The sequence below is a fragment of the Methanohalobium sp. genome (assembly GCF_018609725.1).
In the GTDB taxonomy this organism is placed as follows: Archaea; Halobacteriota; Methanosarcinia; order Methanosarcinales; family Methanosarcinaceae; genus Methanohalobium.
Map to the genome: position 1 here is coordinate 1 of NZ_JAHENT010000049.1, position 18,470 is coordinate 18,470.

General features: G+C 35.9%; 18 protein-coding genes and 1 pseudogene. 8 read left to right on the forward strand and 11 right to left on the reverse strand.

The features are described 5' to 3' along the window. Both QZ276_RS02985 and QZ276_RS02990 read left to right on the forward strand, forming a co-directional pair. Window positions 1–116: zinc ribbon domain-containing protein (locus tag QZ276_RS02985; RefSeq protein ID WP_292485185.1), on the forward strand; the 116-nt coding region annotated here is incomplete at its 5' end. Between the two features lie 146 nt (window positions 117–262). Next, window positions 263–1,204 carry a nucleotidyltransferase domain-containing protein gene (locus tag QZ276_RS02990; protein WP_292485152.1) on the forward strand — a complete coding sequence of 314 codons (942 nt, stop codon included), beginning with the start codon at window positions 263–265 and terminating at the stop codon, window positions 1,202–1,204. 19 nt (window positions 1,205–1,223) lie between these two features. Here the strand turns inward: QZ276_RS02990 and QZ276_RS02995 are convergent, their stop codons facing one another. The 4 genes from QZ276_RS02995 to mptA form a co-directional block, all read right to left on the reverse strand. Then, window positions 1,224–1,529, reverse strand: coding sequence for a DUF2098 family protein (locus QZ276_RS02995; RefSeq protein WP_292485154.1), 306 nt, complete (start codon window positions 1,527–1,529; stop codon window positions 1,224–1,226). Between the two features lie 35 nt (window positions 1,530–1,564). Next, the gene (locus QZ276_RS03000; protein ID WP_292485156.1) at window positions 1,565–2,050 is read right to left on the reverse strand and encodes a hypothetical protein; all 486 of its coding nucleotides are present in this window, start codon (window positions 2,048–2,050) and stop codon (window positions 1,565–1,567) included. A gap of 19 nt (window positions 2,051–2,069) precedes the next feature. Further along, window positions 2,070–2,222 (reverse strand): hypothetical protein, encoded by a 153-nt coding sequence (locus QZ276_RS03005; protein ID WP_292485158.1) that lies wholly within the window; start codon window positions 2,220–2,222, stop codon window positions 2,070–2,072. A gap of 66 nt (window positions 2,223–2,288) precedes the next feature. Beyond that, a complete protein-coding gene (mptA, locus tag QZ276_RS03010) occupies window positions 2,289–3,242 on the reverse strand; it encodes a GTP cyclohydrolase MptA (protein WP_292485160.1) in 954 nt (317 codons plus the stop codon). 448 nt (window positions 3,243–3,690) lie between these two features. Here mptA and QZ276_RS03015 point away from each other — a divergent pair, with 448 nt between their 5' ends. Both QZ276_RS03015 and argB read left to right on the forward strand, forming a co-directional pair. After that, on the forward strand, window positions 3,691–3,987 hold the full coding sequence (locus QZ276_RS03015) for a non-histone chromosomal MC1 family protein (RefSeq protein ID WP_292485162.1): 297 nt from the start codon (window positions 3,691–3,693) through the stop codon (window positions 3,985–3,987). A 159-nt stretch (window positions 3,988–4,146) separates the two neighbouring features. Next, window positions 4,147–5,043: an acetylglutamate kinase gene (gene argB, locus QZ276_RS03020; RefSeq protein ID WP_292485164.1), complete on the forward strand. Its 897-nt coding sequence runs from the start codon at window positions 4,147–4,149 to the stop codon at window positions 5,041–5,043. A 33-nt stretch (window positions 5,044–5,076) separates the two neighbouring features. Here argB and QZ276_RS03025 read toward each other — a convergent pair whose 3' ends face one another. Both QZ276_RS03025 and guaA read right to left on the reverse strand, forming a co-directional pair. Continuing rightward, window positions 5,077–6,135 carry an archaeosine biosynthesis radical SAM protein RaSEA gene (locus tag QZ276_RS03025; protein WP_292485165.1) on the reverse strand — a complete coding sequence of 353 codons (1,059 nt, stop codon included), beginning with the start codon at window positions 6,133–6,135 and terminating at the stop codon, window positions 5,077–5,079. Between the two features lie 11 nt (window positions 6,136–6,146). Beyond that, window positions 6,147–7,061: a glutamine-hydrolyzing GMP synthase gene (guaA, locus tag QZ276_RS03030; protein WP_292485167.1), complete on the reverse strand. Its 915-nt coding sequence runs from the start codon at window positions 7,059–7,061 to the stop codon at window positions 6,147–6,149. A gap of 202 nt (window positions 7,062–7,263) precedes the next feature. Between guaA and recQ the strand changes: the two genes are divergently transcribed. The 3 genes from recQ (at window position 7,264) to QZ276_RS03045 (ending at window position 11,302) form a co-directional block, all read left to right on the forward strand. After that, window positions 7,264–9,054 (forward strand): DNA helicase RecQ, encoded by a 1,791-nt coding sequence (gene recQ, locus QZ276_RS03035; RefSeq protein WP_292485169.1) that lies wholly within the window; start codon window positions 7,264–7,266, stop codon window positions 9,052–9,054. A gap of 69 nt (window positions 9,055–9,123) precedes the next feature. Then, window positions 9,124–10,614, forward strand: a complete 1,491-nt coding sequence (locus QZ276_RS03040; protein WP_292485171.1) for an asparagine synthetase B — start codon at window positions 9,124–9,126, stop codon at window positions 10,612–10,614. Continuing rightward, entirely contained in the window at window positions 10,601–11,302 is a 702-nt protein-coding gene (locus tag QZ276_RS03045; RefSeq protein ID WP_292485173.1) for a diphthine--ammonia ligase, read from the forward strand. Before QZ276_RS03040 ends, QZ276_RS03045 begins: the two co-directional genes overlap by 14 nt. A 5-nt stretch (window positions 11,303–11,307) precedes the next feature. On the opposite strand, the gene msrA is transcribed toward QZ276_RS03045, so the two are convergent. Next, window positions 11,308–11,778, reverse strand: coding sequence for a peptide-methionine (S)-S-oxide reductase MsrA (gene msrA / locus QZ276_RS03050; RefSeq protein WP_292485175.1), 471 nt, complete (start codon window positions 11,776–11,778; stop codon window positions 11,308–11,310). A gap of 90 nt (window positions 11,779–11,868) precedes the next feature. Continuing rightward, window positions 11,869–14,430: an ATP-binding protein gene (locus tag QZ276_RS03055; protein ID WP_292485177.1), complete on the reverse strand. Its 2,562-nt coding sequence runs from the start codon at window positions 14,428–14,430 to the stop codon at window positions 11,869–11,871. 421 nt (window positions 14,431–14,851) lie between these two features. Between QZ276_RS03055 and pyk the strand changes: the two genes are divergently transcribed. Next, the gene (pyk, locus tag QZ276_RS03060) at window positions 14,852–16,285 is read left to right on the forward strand and encodes a pyruvate kinase (protein ID WP_292485179.1); all 1,434 of its coding nucleotides are present in this window, start codon (window positions 14,852–14,854) and stop codon (window positions 16,283–16,285) included. A gap of 4 nt (window positions 16,286–16,289) precedes the next feature. Here pyk and QZ276_RS03065 read toward each other — a convergent pair whose 3' ends face one another. The 3 genes and pseudogenes from QZ276_RS03065 to QZ276_RS03075 all read right to left on the reverse strand — a co-directional run bounded on the left by QZ276_RS03065 (window position 16,290) and on the right by QZ276_RS03075 (window position 18,167). Then, on the reverse strand, window positions 16,290–17,222 hold the full coding sequence (locus QZ276_RS03065; RefSeq protein WP_292485181.1) for a (Fe-S)-binding protein: 933 nt from the start codon (window positions 17,220–17,222) through the stop codon (window positions 16,290–16,292). 15 nt (window positions 17,223–17,237) lie between these two features. Next, window positions 17,238–17,375 (reverse strand): 4Fe-4S dicluster domain-containing protein, encoded by a 138-nt coding sequence (locus tag QZ276_RS03070; protein ID WP_292485183.1) that lies wholly within the window; start codon window positions 17,373–17,375, stop codon window positions 17,238–17,240. A 361-nt stretch (window positions 17,376–17,736) separates the two neighbouring features. Next, window positions 17,737–18,167: pseudogene (locus QZ276_RS03075) on the reverse strand (threonyl-tRNA synthetase editing domain-containing protein). Between the last annotated feature and the right edge of the window lie 303 nt (window positions 18,168–18,470).

The window sequence follows — 18,470 nt, forward strand, 5'->3', positions numbered from 1 at the left end:
AATGGGAATGTCCTGACTGCAAAACGACACATGATAGAGACATCAACGCATCAGTTAATATTAAGAAATTCGCGTTGGATAAACAGAATCTAATAGGCATTACACCTTCGGGATGAGGGGTAGAGCCTGTGGAGTTGTGTTCGTTAGAACAAACTATGAAACAGGAAGCTCCTCCCAAAAAGGAGGAGTAATTCACTCTATTGGTTTCAACACCATTCATCATATTTATTGTAAAAAAGGAAATTGCTATCAGGTTGATATAATGGTTAAAACTCGTCTTAGAGATTTTATAGTAACAGAAGATGACTGGATTTTTGCAGTGGCGGATTATTTTCATCCAAACGGTATAAGGTCAATTCTCAGGTACGTACCTGATAAAAACGGCGACCGCGAGCTGAATGGAATCCGTTACAGGAAATACGATTTTAATGACGCTTTTAAATTCATGCGTGAAAATCGCCCCTCATGGGTAAATGATGTACACATAGTCCCCAAAAATAAATTGAAAAAGGTTCTTTATCCAGATGAACGTATACCTGAACTCGTAAAAACAAACAAAAAAGTTGCATCAATTGTGGAAACACTGGATGAAGCTGGAATCCCGAGAGATAAAATGGGGGTGACCGGTTCACTTTTACCTGGTCTTCAAAAGGACGAATCAGATATTGATTTTATTGTTTATGGTAGTTCATGGTTTGATGCCCGTGATGCAATATATCAGGCAAAATCAAAAGGTGGGTCTATTGAAGAAATAAGTGAGGATATGTGGTTGAAAATCTACAATAAACGCGTACCAGATATACCTTTCGATGAATTCAAACTACATGAAAAAAGAAAGGGTAATAGAGGTATGGTAGATGGTACGTATTTTGACCTGCTTTTTGTGCGCGACTGGAGTCAGATATACCAGCCATTACAAAGAGGGGAGGATACAAAAAGAATGAAAATTGAAGCTCCTGTAACCAACTCGGAATTTGCATTTGACAATCCTGCTGTTTTTGAAATAGACCACGAGACAATAGACCATGTATTTTCATATACCCATACCTATGCAGGTCAGGTGGTTGAAGGAGAAATCATGGAAGCACAGGGTATTGTAGAAGATCTGGGAGATACAAAACGTCTGGTTATAGGTACCTCACGTGAGCCTAAAGGGGAATGGATACGGTCACTTACACTTCTTGAAAAAAATGGTTATATCTAATTTGACATTAGCCTGCTGATTATCCACCGCCTGTGATGTGTGATATATCTTCAGGGGCTTCTGTTCCTTCTTCACCAGGTTTCTTTTTCTCGGCAGGTTTTTCTTTGCTTTTTTCAGTAGTAGTTTCGGTTACTTCCAATAATTCAGGTTTGTAATATAGTTCTTTTTCTTCTATAAGCACCCATAAACCATCTTCATCTTCTTTTATATCAGCCACTTTGCCGACAGTACCGGTATTTATGTATCCGACAGTTGAACCGATTTCTATTAAAGAACCATTGATATCAGTGGCTTTAACTGTTGTCTCATTTTCTGTCTCTGTCAAACTGCTACTCCTTCTAAGTATATTATTAATAAAACTTACTGGATATTGATATCAAATAATACTTTTGATATTTCACATTGTGGTGGTTTAGAGAACTGTACACCTTTATATGTACCACTGATTTCAAGGTTATTGAATTCAGTGGAACCACAGACAATGTCCTGTTCCGGATGAGTTCCTGGTGTTATATCACAGCTTATAACGGTTTTATTTCCTGCAGATACGGCGGCTTTCATTCTTTTAGAAGCCGGATGGTTTTTTGGAAGTACTACTAAGGGGGATTTCAATTCTCTGATAGTATATAATATACTTTTGAGACCCTTTTTGATAACATCACCGGTGGAGAAAGCAGATGCAATTATCAGGTCATGAGGTTCAAGTCCCAGTACTATTTCTTCATTTTGAGTTTCAAGAAAATACTGTCCTTCATGACCTGCTTTTACGATAGCTACTGTTCCATTCTCACCACTTAAAAAGAGTAATTCATTTTCTTTTAAGGAGATATCTTCTGTTTTATTCATTTTAAAAAAATTAAATTTTTTATTTTTCTGTTACATTTTTGGATTTGCAGGAGGGACATTTAACGTTTTTTCCCAGACCTTTGAATTTGTTCCCACAATCATTGCATATATAATCTTTTGTAGGAAGGTCATCGTTTGCATCTACATCATAGGATTCGCCGCAGGTACACATATTGTTCACTCCGTTAACACTTGTATATGTCTTCTGTTTATAGTCTAAAAGTTTTCCGCCTGGAATTTAACTCTGACTAATTTCGGATTTTAACTCACCAAGTGTTGCAATTCTTTCAGCAAATGCATTATGCCTGTGGATACTTTCCTCGTTTATCTGCTTTATTGTGACTACAGAATTGTCGGGAAGATAGCTAAACTTATGAACCACGTTTTTGGCCATTGTACGAACACAATCCTCAACAAATTTTGGTCTTTTGTGAGCGTTTTTAACAATTTCTGCTTCATCTGCCCGTTTTAAAAGTTCATATACACTTGAACTCATGGAGTTTTCAATTATTTCTATGACATCTTCAAGCGATGCATCTTCTTCATCTTCTACTTCTATAGAGATGATTCCACGCCCCCGCTGGTTATGGGTAGCCATAGGAACTTCATGCAGGAATTTTGCAATAGTTTTCTCATCCACACCCAGTGATTCAAGTTCATTATGGGCTTCGTCTCTCATAATCTCCTGTGCACATGGGCATGCTGTTAATCCCACAACTTCTGCTCCAATAAGTTTTTTAACATTAATTTCATTGGACTCTGACCTGAATGCAGTAGATTCAGCAAAAATATCCACCACTTCCTGGCATTCTAATTCTGTTGCAGGTGATTGTCTTTTTATTACATATTCACTTTTCATTCTTACTTCTGCACGTCTTGCATATTCATGGCGGTCAAGCAGGTTTTTTGATACATCTCCGCAAAGCTGTTCTATTTCATACACAGGCATATTAATTACTTTTTCAAGCACTTCATCGATTGCTTCAAAATTGCGTGAAAGGTTAGCCCCTTTAAGACTGGATGGTAGGTCTACAAAGATATCAAATGTTGAAACAAGGACGATAGGGCGTTTATCCTTTCTTTTAATCTCTACAAGTTTCTTGACATCGGTAACACCAACGCGCGTGAGATTTATCGGGACTTTGGGTTTGCCTGCCTGAACATCTGGTAATTGTACAATAGGAAGTTCCATTATATTAACCTCAAAATTAATTGTTAATCAGAATAGAGTATTAATTACGGTTCAATTATTTGTATTTAATATTAAGTTTTCGATAGTAATCGAATCTCGATATGGTTAAGTTTTCAACTGTTTGAACCTATTTATGTATAATTTACCGTTTGTATAATACTGTATTAAGTTATCAGTAAATGTTTTTATTTAATGTATATTTTGTCATTGTTAACTTATTCTAATTTTAAAGTGTTATTAAATCAATTAGGGAAAGGTTTTTATAATTTTACATTTCAGATACTAAAATTTAGTAGAACATAAATAAATTAATTTTTTCAGTTATCAGTATATAATGCAAATAAATCATGCAAATCATAATCAAAAGCCAACTTTAGAAGAAAAATATATATAATTTATATGCAAAGGTTATAACAGCGCCATTAAGGCGACGGAGCGAGGTGACATTATGGAAGAAAATGAAACAAGAAACTTTGTAGTTAGAGATAAAAACGGAAAAGAACACGGTGTATTCACCGGTAAACAACCAAGACAGGCAGCATTAAAAGTAGCAAACAGAGGTAAAGGAACAAAATCCAAACCTGAAACAATCAGGCTCAGAGAACGTGGAACAAACAAAGTACACGTGTTCAAAGGCTGGAAAGATAAAGTAGATGCACCAAAGAACAAACCAGAATGGATGCCTGACAAGATAAACAAACCATTTGTGAAAAAACAGGGAATCGAAAAATTAGAAAAAGCCTAAAAACTTAATGTTTTTATTTATAGTTACCCATTGGCTATGGGTAAAACTTTTTTATCCAATCAAATAAACTATTTTTTATCATTCTTTTTTTGCTTTAGATTCTAATCTGGTTATATTTAACGCAAAAGTTTAAAAATTTAAACTCATCTGGATTTATATATGGAACTTAAAAGGGAAAATGTGTTGATAGAAGCCCTGCCGTATATTCAAAAATTCTACAATTCTATCATGGTAATAAAACTTGGCGGACATGCCATGGTAGATTCTGAAATAATGAACGATATCATCAGGGATATTGTACTTCTTCGTTTTGTAGGAATTCATCCAGTAATAGTTCACGGCGGCGGGCCTGAAATAACGGAAAAAATGGAACGCATGGGAAAAAAATCAGAATTTATCGGTGGCATCCGGATTACTGATGATGAAACACTGGAAATAGCCAGAATGGTTCTTGTCGGAAATATCAATACCAAGATAGTATCTTTGATAGGGCATCATGGGGGACATGCAGTAGGATTATCCGGGAAAGACGGAAAAATGATACTGGCAAGGAAGAAACCCCCTAAAAAGGTAAGAATCAAAGAGATGGAACATGATGTAGACCTCGGATGGGTCGGAGATACTGAAATTGTCAATCCAGAACTTATTCACATATTAACTAATAAGAGCTACATACCGGTAATATCACCGATTGCAATGGATACAAAAGGAAACACCTTAAATATAAATGCCGATGTTGTGGCGAGCGATATTGCGGTATCTTTGAATGCTGAAAAATTGATACTTCTTACGGATGTAACAGGTGTTTTGAGGGATAAAGGCGACCCTTCAACGCGCATATCTCAGATAGCGGTAGAAGAAGTGGAAGAGTTAATTGAGGAGGATGTAATCTCAAGTGGTATGATTCCAAAAGTTAGAAGTGCAGCATCTGCTGTTATAAGCGGAGTTGACAGAGTGCATATTATAAACGGCAGTGTTTCTCATTCATTGTTGCTTGAACTGTTTACAGATACTGGCATAGGAACAATGGTTTATGAAGCGGAAAATAACGAGTAAAAATAGAAACAGGTAAGTCCTGTTTGTCTAATATTATTGCATCATCCTGTCTACAATAAAAGCACCGTATGTACAGTCATCCAGTTTAACTACTTTTTTCCATAATTGGAAACATCCACATGTCTGTTCTTTAAAATCCAAGTCATTAGTATTCTGGGTGATGGAAAATCTGCGGATGGCATTGGCAATATCTTGGTCACATTTGTAACAGTTATGAGGACCGCGTTTGGAACCGGCACCAACCGGGTCAGAGGTAATAATAGTTTCAGGATGTTTTTGTTTTGATTTTTTAAGAACATCCACAATGCTATAGAGCCAGGGAGGTCTATATTGACCTTTTTGCCACATCCATTCAACAAATGTACCCTTTTGAACATTACACAGGTTTATTGAGATATTGTTTGCATAAGGTGCTATATCATCAATAGATTGTATCATATCATCAACTGCTGTACCTTCGGTTATAAAAAGCGGTTTAAGAAGCAGGTAGGCTTTGGTGGTAACATCATTTTCTTCGGCAATTTGTGCGGCTTTAACAAAATCTGAAAACTTAAAACCTTTATTTATGGAATCCCTGCGAATAATGTCGGAACTGGTTTCAAGTCCTATAGCAATCTCAAATTCTGTATCTTTTAGTAAATTCCTGCATTTTACAATTGTATCATCAGTTACAAATTCAGGGCGAGTCTCTGCAACAACCTTGAGTACTCTTTTATCTTGATTCAATGCCTGCAGTATATGTTTTAAAGCGTCTGTAGATACTTCATTTTCATCCAGAAAACTTCCAGATGTATAGATTTTCACCATAAACTCTTCAAGGCTGGATGCTTTTTCCATAGCTTTTTGAAACTGGGATTTGAGGTCTTTATATCCAGGGGGTTCTTGTGAACTGTCATAAACATATCCACACATGGAACATCCACCCTGATTACCCCACCAGCATCCGGATGTTTTGAAAATAATGGTAAGAGTATCGGTTCTCTTACCTTTGTGGTTGTCATAACCTGTCCAGACAGCAGTGGGAACATCAGGTGCAGATGGTTTTATACGTTGTCTGTTTCTAATTTCTGATATTATCTGGTTTAATGGCATGGTATTAACCTTTATTCAAATTCAATAGTTGCAGGAGGTTTGGGTGTTAAATCATATACAACTCTGGAAACTGATCTAATTTCACTGTTAATTCTGGATTCAATTCTGTTAAGGACGTCCCAGGGCAGTTGCATCGCTTCAGCAGTCATACCATCTCTGGAACTGACAGCACGAACGGCAATAATCCATCCATGTACTCTTACATCTCCTTTTACACCAGTACCTTTTCCAAGAAGTGCGGCAAATGTCTGCCATGGATGATATTTTTCAACAAGTTCCTCTTCTACAATGGCATTTGCCTCACGAACCACTTCCAATTTTTCCTCTGTTACCTCATCAATAATTCTTACTGCAAGTCCGGGTCCTGGGAACGGCATGCGCTCGGAGAGTTCCTCTGGTAAATCCAGTGCTTTGGCTACCTCTCTAACTTCATCCTTATACAGGTCAGATATGGGCTCTACAATATCTTTAAACTCAACAACATCGGGTAACCCCCCTACATTGTGGTGGGATTTAATACCACCATCAGATTCAATCCTGTCCGGATAGATAGTACCCTGTATAAGATATTCAGCCTGCTCTTCTTTTGCTATCTCTTCAAAAACTCTTATGAAGGTTTCACCCACTGCTCTTCGTTTCTCTTCAGGATCTTCAACGCCTTCCAAGGCATTCAGAAATCGGTCTTTCATGTCAACTACCCTGAGATTCATATCGGCAAATGTTTCTTTAATTCTCTCGGTTTCTCCTTTTCTCATTAGACCAGTTTCAATGTATATGGGTGCCAGATTTTCTCCTATTGCATTATGTGCAAGCACTGTGCATACCGAACTGTCTACACCACCCGAGAGAGCAATGATTGCCTTTCCGTCGATTTGTTCTTTAATCTTTTCTGTACTTTTCTGAATGAATTTGTCAACTTTTACCATAAGAACAAGCTCCATGAGGTGTTATTATAATCAATCAGTTATTTCTTAATAGGTTCATAAAACTCAAGATTTATAAATCATTATCTGGATGTGACCATTACTATAATTTATTTTAACATAATTTGGATGAAAATTATATATTAATGTAACATCTACACTATAAAAATCCAATTATCCCTTAAAGAAGGATTAAGATATACCTATGTACAAAACTTTGCATAAATACTTTGGTTATGAAGAATTCCGCTCTCATCAGAAGGATATTATAACTGATATTTTGGAGAAAAAAGACACTTTCGTAGTTATGCCTACAGGTGGAGGCAAGTCATTATGCTATCAATTACCTGCACTCCTTATGGAAGGAGTAACAATAGTGGTATCACCGCTTATATCGCTTATGAAAGACCAGGTGGATGAGTTAAGGTCTAACGGCATATCGGCTGCCAATCTTAACAGTACGCTTGGATATCAGGAATCAAATCAGATATGTAATGACCTTTTGTACAACAGAATAGACGTTTTATATATCACACCTGAACGTTTGACTATGTCAAACACCCTCGATTTTCTTGAATCTGTAAATGTCAACCTGTTTGCTATTGATGAGGCTCATTGTATATCTGAATGGGGGCATGATTTCAGACCTGAATACCTTCGGTTGAACATGCTGAAGAAAAAATTTCCTGATATACCATTGATTGCACTTACTGCAACTGCTACACCCAGAGTGCAGAATGACATCATATCATTGCTTGAACTTGAAGATTGTAGAAGTTACATATCAAGTTTTAACCGTGATAACCTCTATTATGAGGTCAGACATAAAAGGGATGCCTACAATCAGATGGTTAGATACCTGAAAACCCACAGGAAATATAATGGTATTATCTACTGTCAGAGCCGTCGTGCGGTGGAAGACCTTTATAATAAACTTAAAAGAGAAGGTTTCCGTGTTTTACCCTATCATGCAGGTTTGCCTGCAAAAATCCGTGAAGAAAATCAGGAGAGCTTTATCAGGGATGATGTACAAATTATTGTGGCTACCATTGCTTTTGGTATGGGTATAAATAAACCCAATGTACGTTTTGTAATTCATTACGACCTTCCGAAAAATTTGGAGAATTACTATCAACAGACAGGTAGAGGCGGAAGAGACGGTTTGGATTGTGACTGCATTCTTTTTTTCAGTTACGGGGATAGGTACAAAATAGAATACTTCATAAATCAAAAATCCAGAAAATCAGAGCGGGATATTGCATTATCTAAATTGAATATGATGATAGATTACTGTGAGAGCAATGTCTGCCGCAGGAAATTATTGCTGAATTATTTTGGCGAAGATTTTGATGTACAAAATTGTGGTAAATGTGATGTATGTCTTGAACCAAAAGAGATGATTGATGGAACAGCAATAGCAAAAACATTCATCAGTTGTGTGAATGAACTAAATCAAAGATACGGACTCAATCATGTGGTTGATGTTTTGGGTGGTTCCAAAACCAAAAAAATAATCGATAAACAGCATGATTTGCTTGAAAGTTATGGAGCAGGTTATAATTATACAAAAAACCAATGGCTTGATATAGGTAAGGAGTTGTTGCATAAGGGTTATCTTGATGTGAAAGGAAAATATCCAGTATTAAAATTGAATCAGAAAAGCCAGAATATATTATCGGGTCAGGAAAATGTTCAGCTTACAAAATTCTCGGAGTATCCATCTACCAGTAAACAGGATAATTCTGCAAATGAAACTGATAATCAGCTTTTTGAAAAATTGAGAAGGCTTAGGAAAAAATTGGCTGATAGTGAAAACAAAGCACCATACATTATTTTTGCTGACACCAGTTTAAGACAGATGGCTTCCATTTGCCCGAAAACCTATGATGAATTTTTAAAAATATCTGGTGTAGGTGAGTATAAACTGGAAAAGTATGGAGATATGTTTCTGGCAGAAATCATCGACCACTGTCAATCCAGTTATGCTGATTCATGAATGTTTGTTTATCAAACCGATTTTAACCAATTCGGTTTTATAATTATAATTTTATTTTGTTTTAAAACAATGTGTGCGATTACAGGATTTTTCAATACTCAAAATGCGGTTTCCAGCACTTATAAGGCTCTCTCAGAACTTAAAAACAGGGGTAGAGACGGATCAGGTACCTGTGGTTTGGATTGGGTGACGCATTCATATAATATAAATACTCTTGAGATGCCCCAGGATAACAATATCTTGGGTCATAATCTTCATTCGATTGTCAAATATGTTCCACAACCTATTGCCTACTCCGGTAAAATAGTTGCAAATTGTGAAATATACAACTGGAAAAAGTTGTCCAAGATCTATAATCTGGATGCAGAAAACGATTCCGATTTTTTAATAAAATTCATCGAATATCAAATCTCTAACACTGATTTTTCCAACCCAGTAAGGATAAAGGACAATATAGAGAAAGCACTGAGTAAAATAATCGGAGTTTATTCTTTTGCCTATATGCTTGATGGTTATGTATATGTATTCCGGGATATAATAGGAGTTAAACCTCTCTGGTACAGTAGTTCAAGTGGTTTTGCATTTGCTTCAGAAAAAAAAGCCCTGATAAAAACCGGATATCTGGAAGCCTATGAACTCAATCCTAGAGAATCCATCTGTTATGATATAACAAATAATTTTTTCTATTTCTATACCAGAAATTTTTTCGATACAAGACCAGAGCATAAAAAACAGCTACATACAATCCAGAAAGAATTTAGTAACATCCTGGAAGATGCAGTATCTATCCGTGTTCCTGATGAACCATTTGGTATATTGTTTTCCGGAGGTATAGATTCCACAATTATAGCCTATATCTGTAAAAAAATGGGCAAACGGCCAGGTACCGATTTTACCTGTTATGTAGCTGGTTTTAAAGGAAATGATTCTGTTTATTCACCTGATGTGTCCTATGCAAAAAAGGTAGCTGATGAGCTTGGACTGGATCTTAAAATAAAACAGATAACCTATCAGGAAGTTGAAGATTATCTTACAACAGTTGTTTCACTGATAGAAGATACCAGTGTTCCAAAAGTTGGAGTTGCTTTAACCATGTACGCCGCCTGTGTGGCTGCAAGAGAAGATGGTATCAGAGTAATGTTTTCCGGTTCGGGTGCTGATGAACTACTTGCAGGTTATAACCGACACTGGCAATCAGAAGATGTAAACTATGACTGCTATCAGGACATTTTAAACATTTACCAGAAAAACACCTATAGAGACGATGTAGTATCCATGAACAATAACATAGAACTAAGAGTTCCCTATCTTGACAGGCGCCTTATTGATTATGGTTTAAAAATACCGGCACATTGTAAAATCGATAATAAACAAAGTCAGAATAAACTGATTTTAAGAAATGTGGGCAAAAAACTCGGTCTTCATGATGATTTTGTACAGCGAAATAAAAAAGCTGCACAATACGGGAGTCGTTTTGATAAAGCAATAACAAAACTTGCCAAAAATTCGGGTTTTAAAACAAAAACACAGTATCTGGAGCAGTTCTATGAAAAATCCTAAATTAAAACTTGGTGTTTTGTACAGCTCGGGTAAAGACAGTAACTATGCCACCTATCTCATGCAGCAAGAGGGTCATTCCATTGAATGTCTGATTACTGTAAAGAGTAAAAATCAGGACTCATACATGTTCCATACGCCAAATATTGATTTTTCCCGTATGCAGTCCGAAGCTATGGATATAGCACTTATAGAAGAGATAAGCAAAGGTGAGGAAGAGATAGAGATAGAGGATATGAAGTCTGCCATTAAAAAGGCTCAGGAGAGATATTTAATTGAGGGGGTGGTTACAGGAGCATTATATTCCAGTTATCAAAAAGACCGTATCGAAAGGATATGTAATGAACTTGGACTTGAAGTGTTTAGTCCTCTCTGGCATATCGACCAGGAAGCCGAGATGAGAAAATTGTTGGAACTTGGTTTTGAATTTATATTCAGTAGCGTGGCTGCCTATGGTTTAAATAAAGACTGGCTCGGTAAAATAATCACAGATAAACAAATCGATAAACTTGTTCGTTTAAATGAAAAGGTGGGTCTAAATATTGCAGGAGAAGGTGGTGAATTTGAAAGTTTTGTAATTGATTCTCCGATGTACAACAAAAGGATAGAGATAAAGGATTATGAAATCGTGGAAAGAGATGAATATACAGCCCATCTTATAATAAAGGATGCCGAACTTCTGGAAAAATAAAAAATTTAAATCCTGCATGCTGAATATCCATGTTTCTCGAAGTATCTTTGATGATATTCTTCAGCTTCGTAAAATTCAGATGCAGGCACAATTTCGGTAACTATATCTTTTTTGTACTTTCCGGATTGTTTTAATTTGTCTCTGGATTCAATAGCCTTCTTTTTCTGCTCTTCATTGTGGTAGAAAATAGCAGACCTATATTGTGTTCCAATATCTGGTCCCTGACGGTTGAGTGTAGTTGGGTCATGTATTTTCCAGAAAACATCCAGCAATTCTTCATAGGATACGATTGAAGGGTCAAAGGTAACCTCAACTGCTTCAGCATGACCAGTTTTACCTGTACATACATCTTTATAGCTTGGGTTTTCCCAGGTTCCACCTGTATAACCAACTCTTGTGGACAACACTCCTTCGATTTGTCGAAATGCGGCTTCCACTCCCCAAAAACAACCAGCTGCAAATGTTGATTTTTCCATATTTAGTCTCCAATTCAATTTTTCATGAATCCGTTTTAACAATAAATATGTTTTAGAATAATATTACACTTATGGGCTGTTTATCCAGATTTATTTTACTGGTATGGTGAAATAAATAGCAGTTCCTTTGTTAACTTCACTTTCAATCCATATCCTGCCATTGTGCATTTCAATAAATTTTTTCACCAAAGCAAGTCCCAGACCTGCACCCCCGTATTCACGGCTTGCAGATGTATCCATTTGTGTAAACGGTTTGAACAAATCTGATTGTTTGTCTTCAGGGATTCCAATACCAGTATCCTTGACAGTAAACCGAATATTTCCATCCAATTTATTCACCTGCAGTGTAACTTTTCCTCTTTCAGGTGTAAATTTTATGGCGTTGGTTACAAGGTTATAGAGTGCTTCTTTCAATTTATTTTCATCTGCATAAATATCACCCAGATTTTTGTCGATAATAGTTTCCAGTTTTATTTTTTTGTTCAATGCTTGTGGATGCATTGTATTGCTTACATCATTGACCAAATCAACAATGGATAAATTCTGAGGGTTATAGTCCATTTTTCCTGCTTCTATTTTAGAGATGTCCAGTATTTTGTTGATTAGACTGAGAAGATGGTATCCACTGTTTTTGACATTGTTGAGATAATGTTTCTGGTATTCATTCAATTCACCTCTCCTTTCAGTAAGCATCAGTTCTGAAAAACCGATAATGGAGTTTAAAGGGGTTCTTAGTTCATGGCTTACGTTAGCAAGGAATTCGTTTTTGGTGCGGTTTGCGGATTCAGCAATCATTTTGGCTTCAATCAGAGCATGTTCAGCCTGTTTCTTATCGGTAACATCGATCACGATACCGCGTAAATTTGTGACATTACCATTTTCATCAAAATCAGACGATGTTCTCTCATCCACCCACCTAACTTCACCGTTTTTTGTTAATATCCTATATTCGTGGTTGAATTCCTTTAAACCATATCTAACTGTTTCTGCTGTTTTTTCCATTACATTATCCAGATCATCTGGATGTATAATATTAGCATAATTCAATGACCCGGATAAGAAATCATCTGGATCATAGCCAAACTGGTCAACATTGTTTGATACATAATTTACTGAACAATTGCCATCTTTGTTCCACAAAAACGCAACAACAGGACTTGATTCAATAATTTTTGCCAATTCATTCCTTAGCTGGTTAGATTTTTTTAATTCCTTTGTATATTCTCTTAAATCTTCACTAGCTTTTTTGTATTTGCTGGTTATTTCATATAATGATTGACGTGTATTTTCAATACCACAGGTTAATGTTTTGAAGTCACCGTTTCCATAAACCCGTACTCTGCGTGTAAAATCCTCATTCTGTATAGCAGTAAGTACAGCATTAGAATCATCGATAATGTTTTCAAGCGATTCCGCAAACATATTCAGGGAATCACTAAATAGCTTGAAGTCACCTTTAACATCCAGATTGTAGCGGGCGCCTAAATTTCCGTTTGAAAGCTGTTTTGTTACATTCACTGTTTCTTGTACAGGTGATGAAACGGTATGCATTATTCTGTTAAGTCCTTCAGGTATCGGTCTGAAATCAATTTGTATGTCTGTCTCTGCTCTTGTATCGAGTTTACCGTTAATGACATCTTCTGTTATATTCTTGAAATCGTCAACGATTTTGTCTATGGGTGAAGATACAGACCGTGCAATTAGATAGGCGATACCGCTCATAAAAATAATAGATATAATTGATATGATTATCAGCCTGTTTCCAAGAGCAAATACACCAGCCAGCATTTCATTCTTTGGAACAGTGAGCACAACAGCAAAATTTCCGGTTTTTATCGGCTCATAAAACATAACTACTTTATTACCTGTTGATGGGTCCAGAGTTTCGATATGACCGGGTGTGCCGTTTTGAATATCGTTTTTCATTTTTGAAAAACGCGGAGAGTCAATCACGCCTATGTTCTTTTTGCCGGGCCACTCTTTTTTATCCGGATGTGTCATTATTGTACCGGATTTGCTGACCATAAATGCGTATCCGGAGTCAAAAACTTCCACTTTACCAAGCATTTTGTCTATATATTTGATAGTGGCATCAGTGCCTGCAATTCCTATAAATTCACCATCTTCTATTACAGGAGAAACAAAACTTACAATCAGTTTCCCTTGGTAAATATATGGTTCAGTAACAACTTCTGATTTGGTGACTTTTGGTAATTGATAATAGTTTAATGTATCATAGTCCTGAAGAGGGTCGAGGGTGACGTTTCCATGTAACTTGTTCCAATAGGGGATAAACCTTCCAGTGGAGTCATGACCGGGTTTGTTGGCATAATATGAATCATTGTTGTCAAAAGCATTGGGTTCAAACGCTACATAAGTACCCACCAGTTTTGGATTATTGATGAGGTTATCTTTAAGCACCTGGTTTACTTCACTTCTGTTGCTTGACTCATAGTTTTCCATTGTCTTGGATAACGTTTTAGCGATTGTCATATAACTGCGCATATCAGCATCGATTTCATTGGCATATGATTGAGCCATACGGCTTGATTGTTTATATGCCAAATCTTCCTGCTGTTCAGTTACAGTTGAGATAATTACTGCAGAAGATGATGCCAGAACCAGAAAAACACCGAGAAAAATCAAAAGCATCAATTTAGGTTTTAGAGGTATATCTTTCCATCTAATGAATTGCCGCTCCCATGTAATTATCTGTATAAATTATAATGGTGGATTTATCCTCCTCTTGGTCAATATAACAGTTTAATTTTTTTAAAAATATAAAAGTTATGTTTTTTGGCTCTGTAGAAATCCTTGATATACCAATGTTAACGGGAATCAATGGTATTTTTAGATGTGCTTTCTAACATTGATTATATTTGCTAAATATATCTAATTGATATCGATTTTAACAGGGTTTCTACAGAGCCTGTTTTTTATAAGTAGTTTAATCCGAGTTAATATTAACAGCATCTGTAACCAAAACACCGTTACAATTTTAAACTGTCTACACCATGATTTTTATGAACAAATTATCTAATTATAATTGTATCTAATAAAACCCAGAACTAATATGCTGCTACCAGACCACAAAACCAAAATTGTTTGTACCATAGGACCTGCATCATCCTCTGAAGCAATGCTTAAGGATTTGATTCTTAATGGTATGAATGTTGCCCGGCTCAATTTTTCCCATGGTGATTTGGAAGGTCATAGGGAGGTTATACATAAAATACGAAAATTGTCTTCTGAACTGGATGTAGTTGTTTCTATCATGGCCGATCTTCCGGGTCCAAAAATCAGAATCGGCAACCTTAAAAATGAACCCATACACCTTAAAAAAGATGATAAAGTAACACTGACTACTGAAAACATAGAAGGGGACGAATCAGTAATACCTGTTAATTACAGTAAACTCCCTGAAAGTGTTAAACCGGGAAGACCTGTTTATTTAAATGATGGTTTTATACAATTAAACTGTCTGGAAGTATCCGATAAAAGTGTGGAGTGTACAGTTGTAGTAGGTGGGCCTCTCTCATCTAATAAGGGTATGAATCTTCCGGGTTCCAGAGTGTTCCTCGAACCTGTAACAGAAATAGACCTTAATATTGTTGATTTTGCGTTGAATGAAGGAGTAGATATATTCAGCGTGTCTTTTATAGAAAAGGCGGATGACATCAAGAAAATAAGGAACCATGCAAAAGCTAAAGGCAAATCTGTCTTTATCGTATCAAAAATCGAAAGAGAAGAGGCAGTTAAAAACATCAATGAAATCCTTAATGTAACAGACGGTCTCATGATTGCCAGAGGTGACCTTGGAGTAGAAATACCAATACAGAATGTTCCAAATGTTCAGAAAGAGTTGACACATAAAGCCAATCTTTTGAGTATACCGGTAATCACTGCAACCCAAATGCTTGAATCAATGACCGAAAACATCAGACCTACAAGAGCTGAAGTAACAGATGTAGCTAACGCCATACTTGATGGTACAGATGCAGTAATGCTTTCGGGTGAAACTGCAGCAGGAAAGTACCCTGTAGAAACTGTATCCATGATGACAAAAATAGCAAGGGAAATAGAGTTCTGGCGAAGTAAAAATAAAGACAGAACTGATATAATCGTCAAAAACCTCGATGATATTAAAATGGATGTGGATGATGTGATATCCCTTCAGGTCAATGATGCTCTCCAGAAACTTCCTATAAAATATGTAGTGACACCAACTGTATCAGGCGAGTCTTCAAGACATATATCCCGGTTTAAATCAGGTACATGGATACTTGCTTTTAGCCGCTATATCAATACTGGTAGAAACCTTGCATTCTCCTATGGAGTATATCCGATATATGTAGGAAACAAAACTGACGACTGGGAAACGATAGTAGTTGAAAAATTGAAACAATGGGAACTTGTTAGAAACGGTGATTATATAGTATTGACACAGGGCCAGTCCCCCGGAAAACCCGGTGGTACCAATCTGTTGAAAATCATCTCGATAACATAATCTTTCACTTATTTTTTTGAATACTATCTTCAAGAAGCTGGGATATATCTTTTATCTGAAGATTGTAATTGTTGGCGCTGTTCATATGATAGATGCAGAAAGGACAATACGCCACCATCAAATCTGATACATCATTTGATTTTCTCAGTGACAGCCCAGCAATGTTAGAGGATGTTTCAGGAAAATTTGGTTTTAATCCTGCAGGTGCACCACAGCAAACAACATCCCTGTCAAATATTTCAATTACTTTAACTCCCATATTGTTGAGAATGTTTCGTGGTGTATCGATATTATTTTTTAGATGACATGAGTCCTTCAAGGCAACAGATAAATTCAGGTCGTTTGTTTGGAGTTTGCTTTCTTTGATAAGCAGGTCAAACAATTCTATGGATGGAACAACTTCAAAACTGAGTTCTCTGTACAGTTGAGGGTAGCTTCCATTTAAAGTTTTGTAGCAACCGGGATAGGATACAATTAATTTTTTAATTCCGAGGGATTCGATATAATCAACAAAGTTCTTGGCATGAGTTTTCATCTCATCAAAATGCCCGTTATCAACGAGGAATATCCTGCAGCATTTATCATCATTTAATATTCTTGGTTCGATGCCTGCTGAATTTAATACTCGGATTGTAGAGCGGGCGATTTCTGGTTGAGCATAGGAAATCCAGCATCCAGCCATGTAAACTATCTCTGAATCATCTGATAATTTTAAATCATCTGTAATCCAGTCAAATCTTTTTGAATTATCCTTACCTCCAGGATTGTTATGCACCAGTATATTATTTACAATGCCTTTTGTTTTCTCTGGTTCTTTATCCTGTTCTGCGAGTAAATGCCTCTCATACTGTATGATATCTTTTATTGGTATGTTTACGGGGCAGACATCATCACATGCACCGCATCTTGTAGAAAGGTAGATATTATCAAATTCCACATTTTTAAGAGTTTGTCAGGATTCTACTTTTGACAGTAATTGTATCTTTCCTTGTGGTGTATATTCTTTACCCTTAACTTTTGTAACCGGGCATACATCCCAGCACTTTTTGCAGTCTATACATGAATCAACTGCCTGTTTGTAATCTTTCATATTGTTACCCGAATGTTAATTATATAATACGTAGTAAAAAAGGTTTATAGGAATGAACTCATTTATTCTGAATTTATATATAATAACAGCCCAATGAAACGACTTAGATTTATCAACATTTTTTTTCAACAATGTTGATACCTATATGTTAGACTCATTTTAATGAGTATATAATAAAAAGTTATTTACTTTTATATTATAACTAATAAACTCCCTTTTTTTCTGGCAGAATAAACAAAATAGTATAAATCAATCGTAATGTAGAGACCCTACTTAGTTTTTAAGCTTTTCAGGGTCGTGGGTGTTCAAGAATAATCCCGTAATATTATGGTTTAAGAGTTACATCAGGCATTTTTATTTTTTATTCTGGAATTTCCAATACATTATGTTCTATTTCAATTTTTTTAAATGTTTTTGCGATGGATTCGCCACGTACATGGATTGAAAATTCAGAAAAGTATCCAAAAGGAGTAGTATAAACCTCAATATATTTATCTTTCAGTCTTTCTTCAATGTCAAAAATGATTTCTTCTGCAAACTCGGGAGATGAAACGCTTGAAGACAGATGTGCAAATGAATGCAAAACAATTTTTTCTTAAGATACCACTTGATATTTTTTAGAGCTTTCTTTAACATCTTGGTTTTTCTATTTTCATCTTCTATTTCTGCATGAATAAAAACCACAGCATTATCACTTATCTCTTCTTCTTTTTCTATATCTTCCACATTTTCAAGAGTCTTGCTGTAAGTATCATACCAAAATCTTTCGGTATCAAATAGCAGCATTTTCATAATATAACCGCCTATGAAATATAAATCTGTAATAAGTTTACTTTATAAACACCAGTGTACTTGTTATTCTAAAATTTGTTATAGTTTTGTATTAGTATTATTTTTAGCATAGAAATATATTGGTTAATCGGTAACCATCAATATTTTCGATTAAAAAATAGAAAAAAATTATCATTCAGCAAATAAATATATCTTTCCAGAACTTAAACCCTTTTTATCCATAATTTGTATAAAGGAGTTTTAGATGAAACTGGACAGGATTGAAATAATACAGGGTGACATCACGAAACAGAATGTAGATGC

Coding starts and splice junctions, on each gene's coding strand:
- QZ276_RS03015 (WP_292485162.1), top strand. CDS start 3,691: ATGGAAGAAAATGAAACAAGAAACTTTGTAGTTAGAGATAAAAACGGA.
- argB (WP_292485164.1), top strand. CDS start 4,147: ATGGAACTTAAAAGGGAAAATGTGTTGATAGAAGCCCTGCCGTATATT.
- QZ276_RS03005 (WP_292485158.1), bottom strand. CDS start 2,222: ATGTGTACCTGCGGCGAATCCTATGATGTAGATGCAAACGATGACCTT.
- msrA (WP_292485175.1), bottom strand. CDS start 11,778: ATGGAAAAATCAACATTTGCAGCTGGTTGTTTTTGGGGAGTGGAAGCC.
- QZ276_RS03040 (WP_292485171.1), top strand. CDS start 9,124: ATGTGTGCGATTACAGGATTTTTCAATACTCAAAATGCGGTTTCCAGC.
- QZ276_RS02990 (WP_292485152.1), top strand. CDS start 263: ATGGTTAAAACTCGTCTTAGAGATTTTATAGTAACAGAAGATGACTGG.
- guaA (WP_292485167.1), bottom strand. CDS start 7,061: ATGGTAAAAGTTGACAAATTCATTCAGAAAAGTACAGAAAAGATTAAA.
- QZ276_RS03025 (WP_292485165.1), bottom strand. CDS start 6,135: ATGCCATTAAACCAGATAATATCAGAAATTAGAAACAGACAACGTATA.
- pyk (WP_292485179.1), top strand. CDS start 14,852: ATGCTGCTACCAGACCACAAAACCAAAATTGTTTGTACCATAGGACCT.
- QZ276_RS03000 (WP_292485156.1), bottom strand. CDS start 2,050: ATGAATAAAACAGAAGATATCTCCTTAAAAGAAAATGAATTACTCTTT.
- QZ276_RS03055 (WP_292485177.1), bottom strand. CDS start 14,430: ATGCTTTTGATTTTTCTCGGTGTTTTTCTGGTTCTGGCATCATCTTCT.
- mptA (WP_292485160.1), bottom strand. CDS start 3,242: ATGGAACTTCCTATTGTACAATTACCAGATGTTCAGGCAGGCAAACCC.
- QZ276_RS03070 (WP_292485183.1), bottom strand. CDS start 17,375: ATGAAAGATTACAAACAGGCAGTTGATTCATGTATAGACTGCAAAAAG.
- recQ (WP_292485169.1), top strand. CDS start 7,264: ATGTACAAAACTTTGCATAAATACTTTGGTTATGAAGAATTCCGCTCT.
- QZ276_RS03045 (WP_292485173.1), top strand. CDS start 10,601: ATGAAAAATCCTAAATTAAAACTTGGTGTTTTGTACAGCTCGGGTAAA.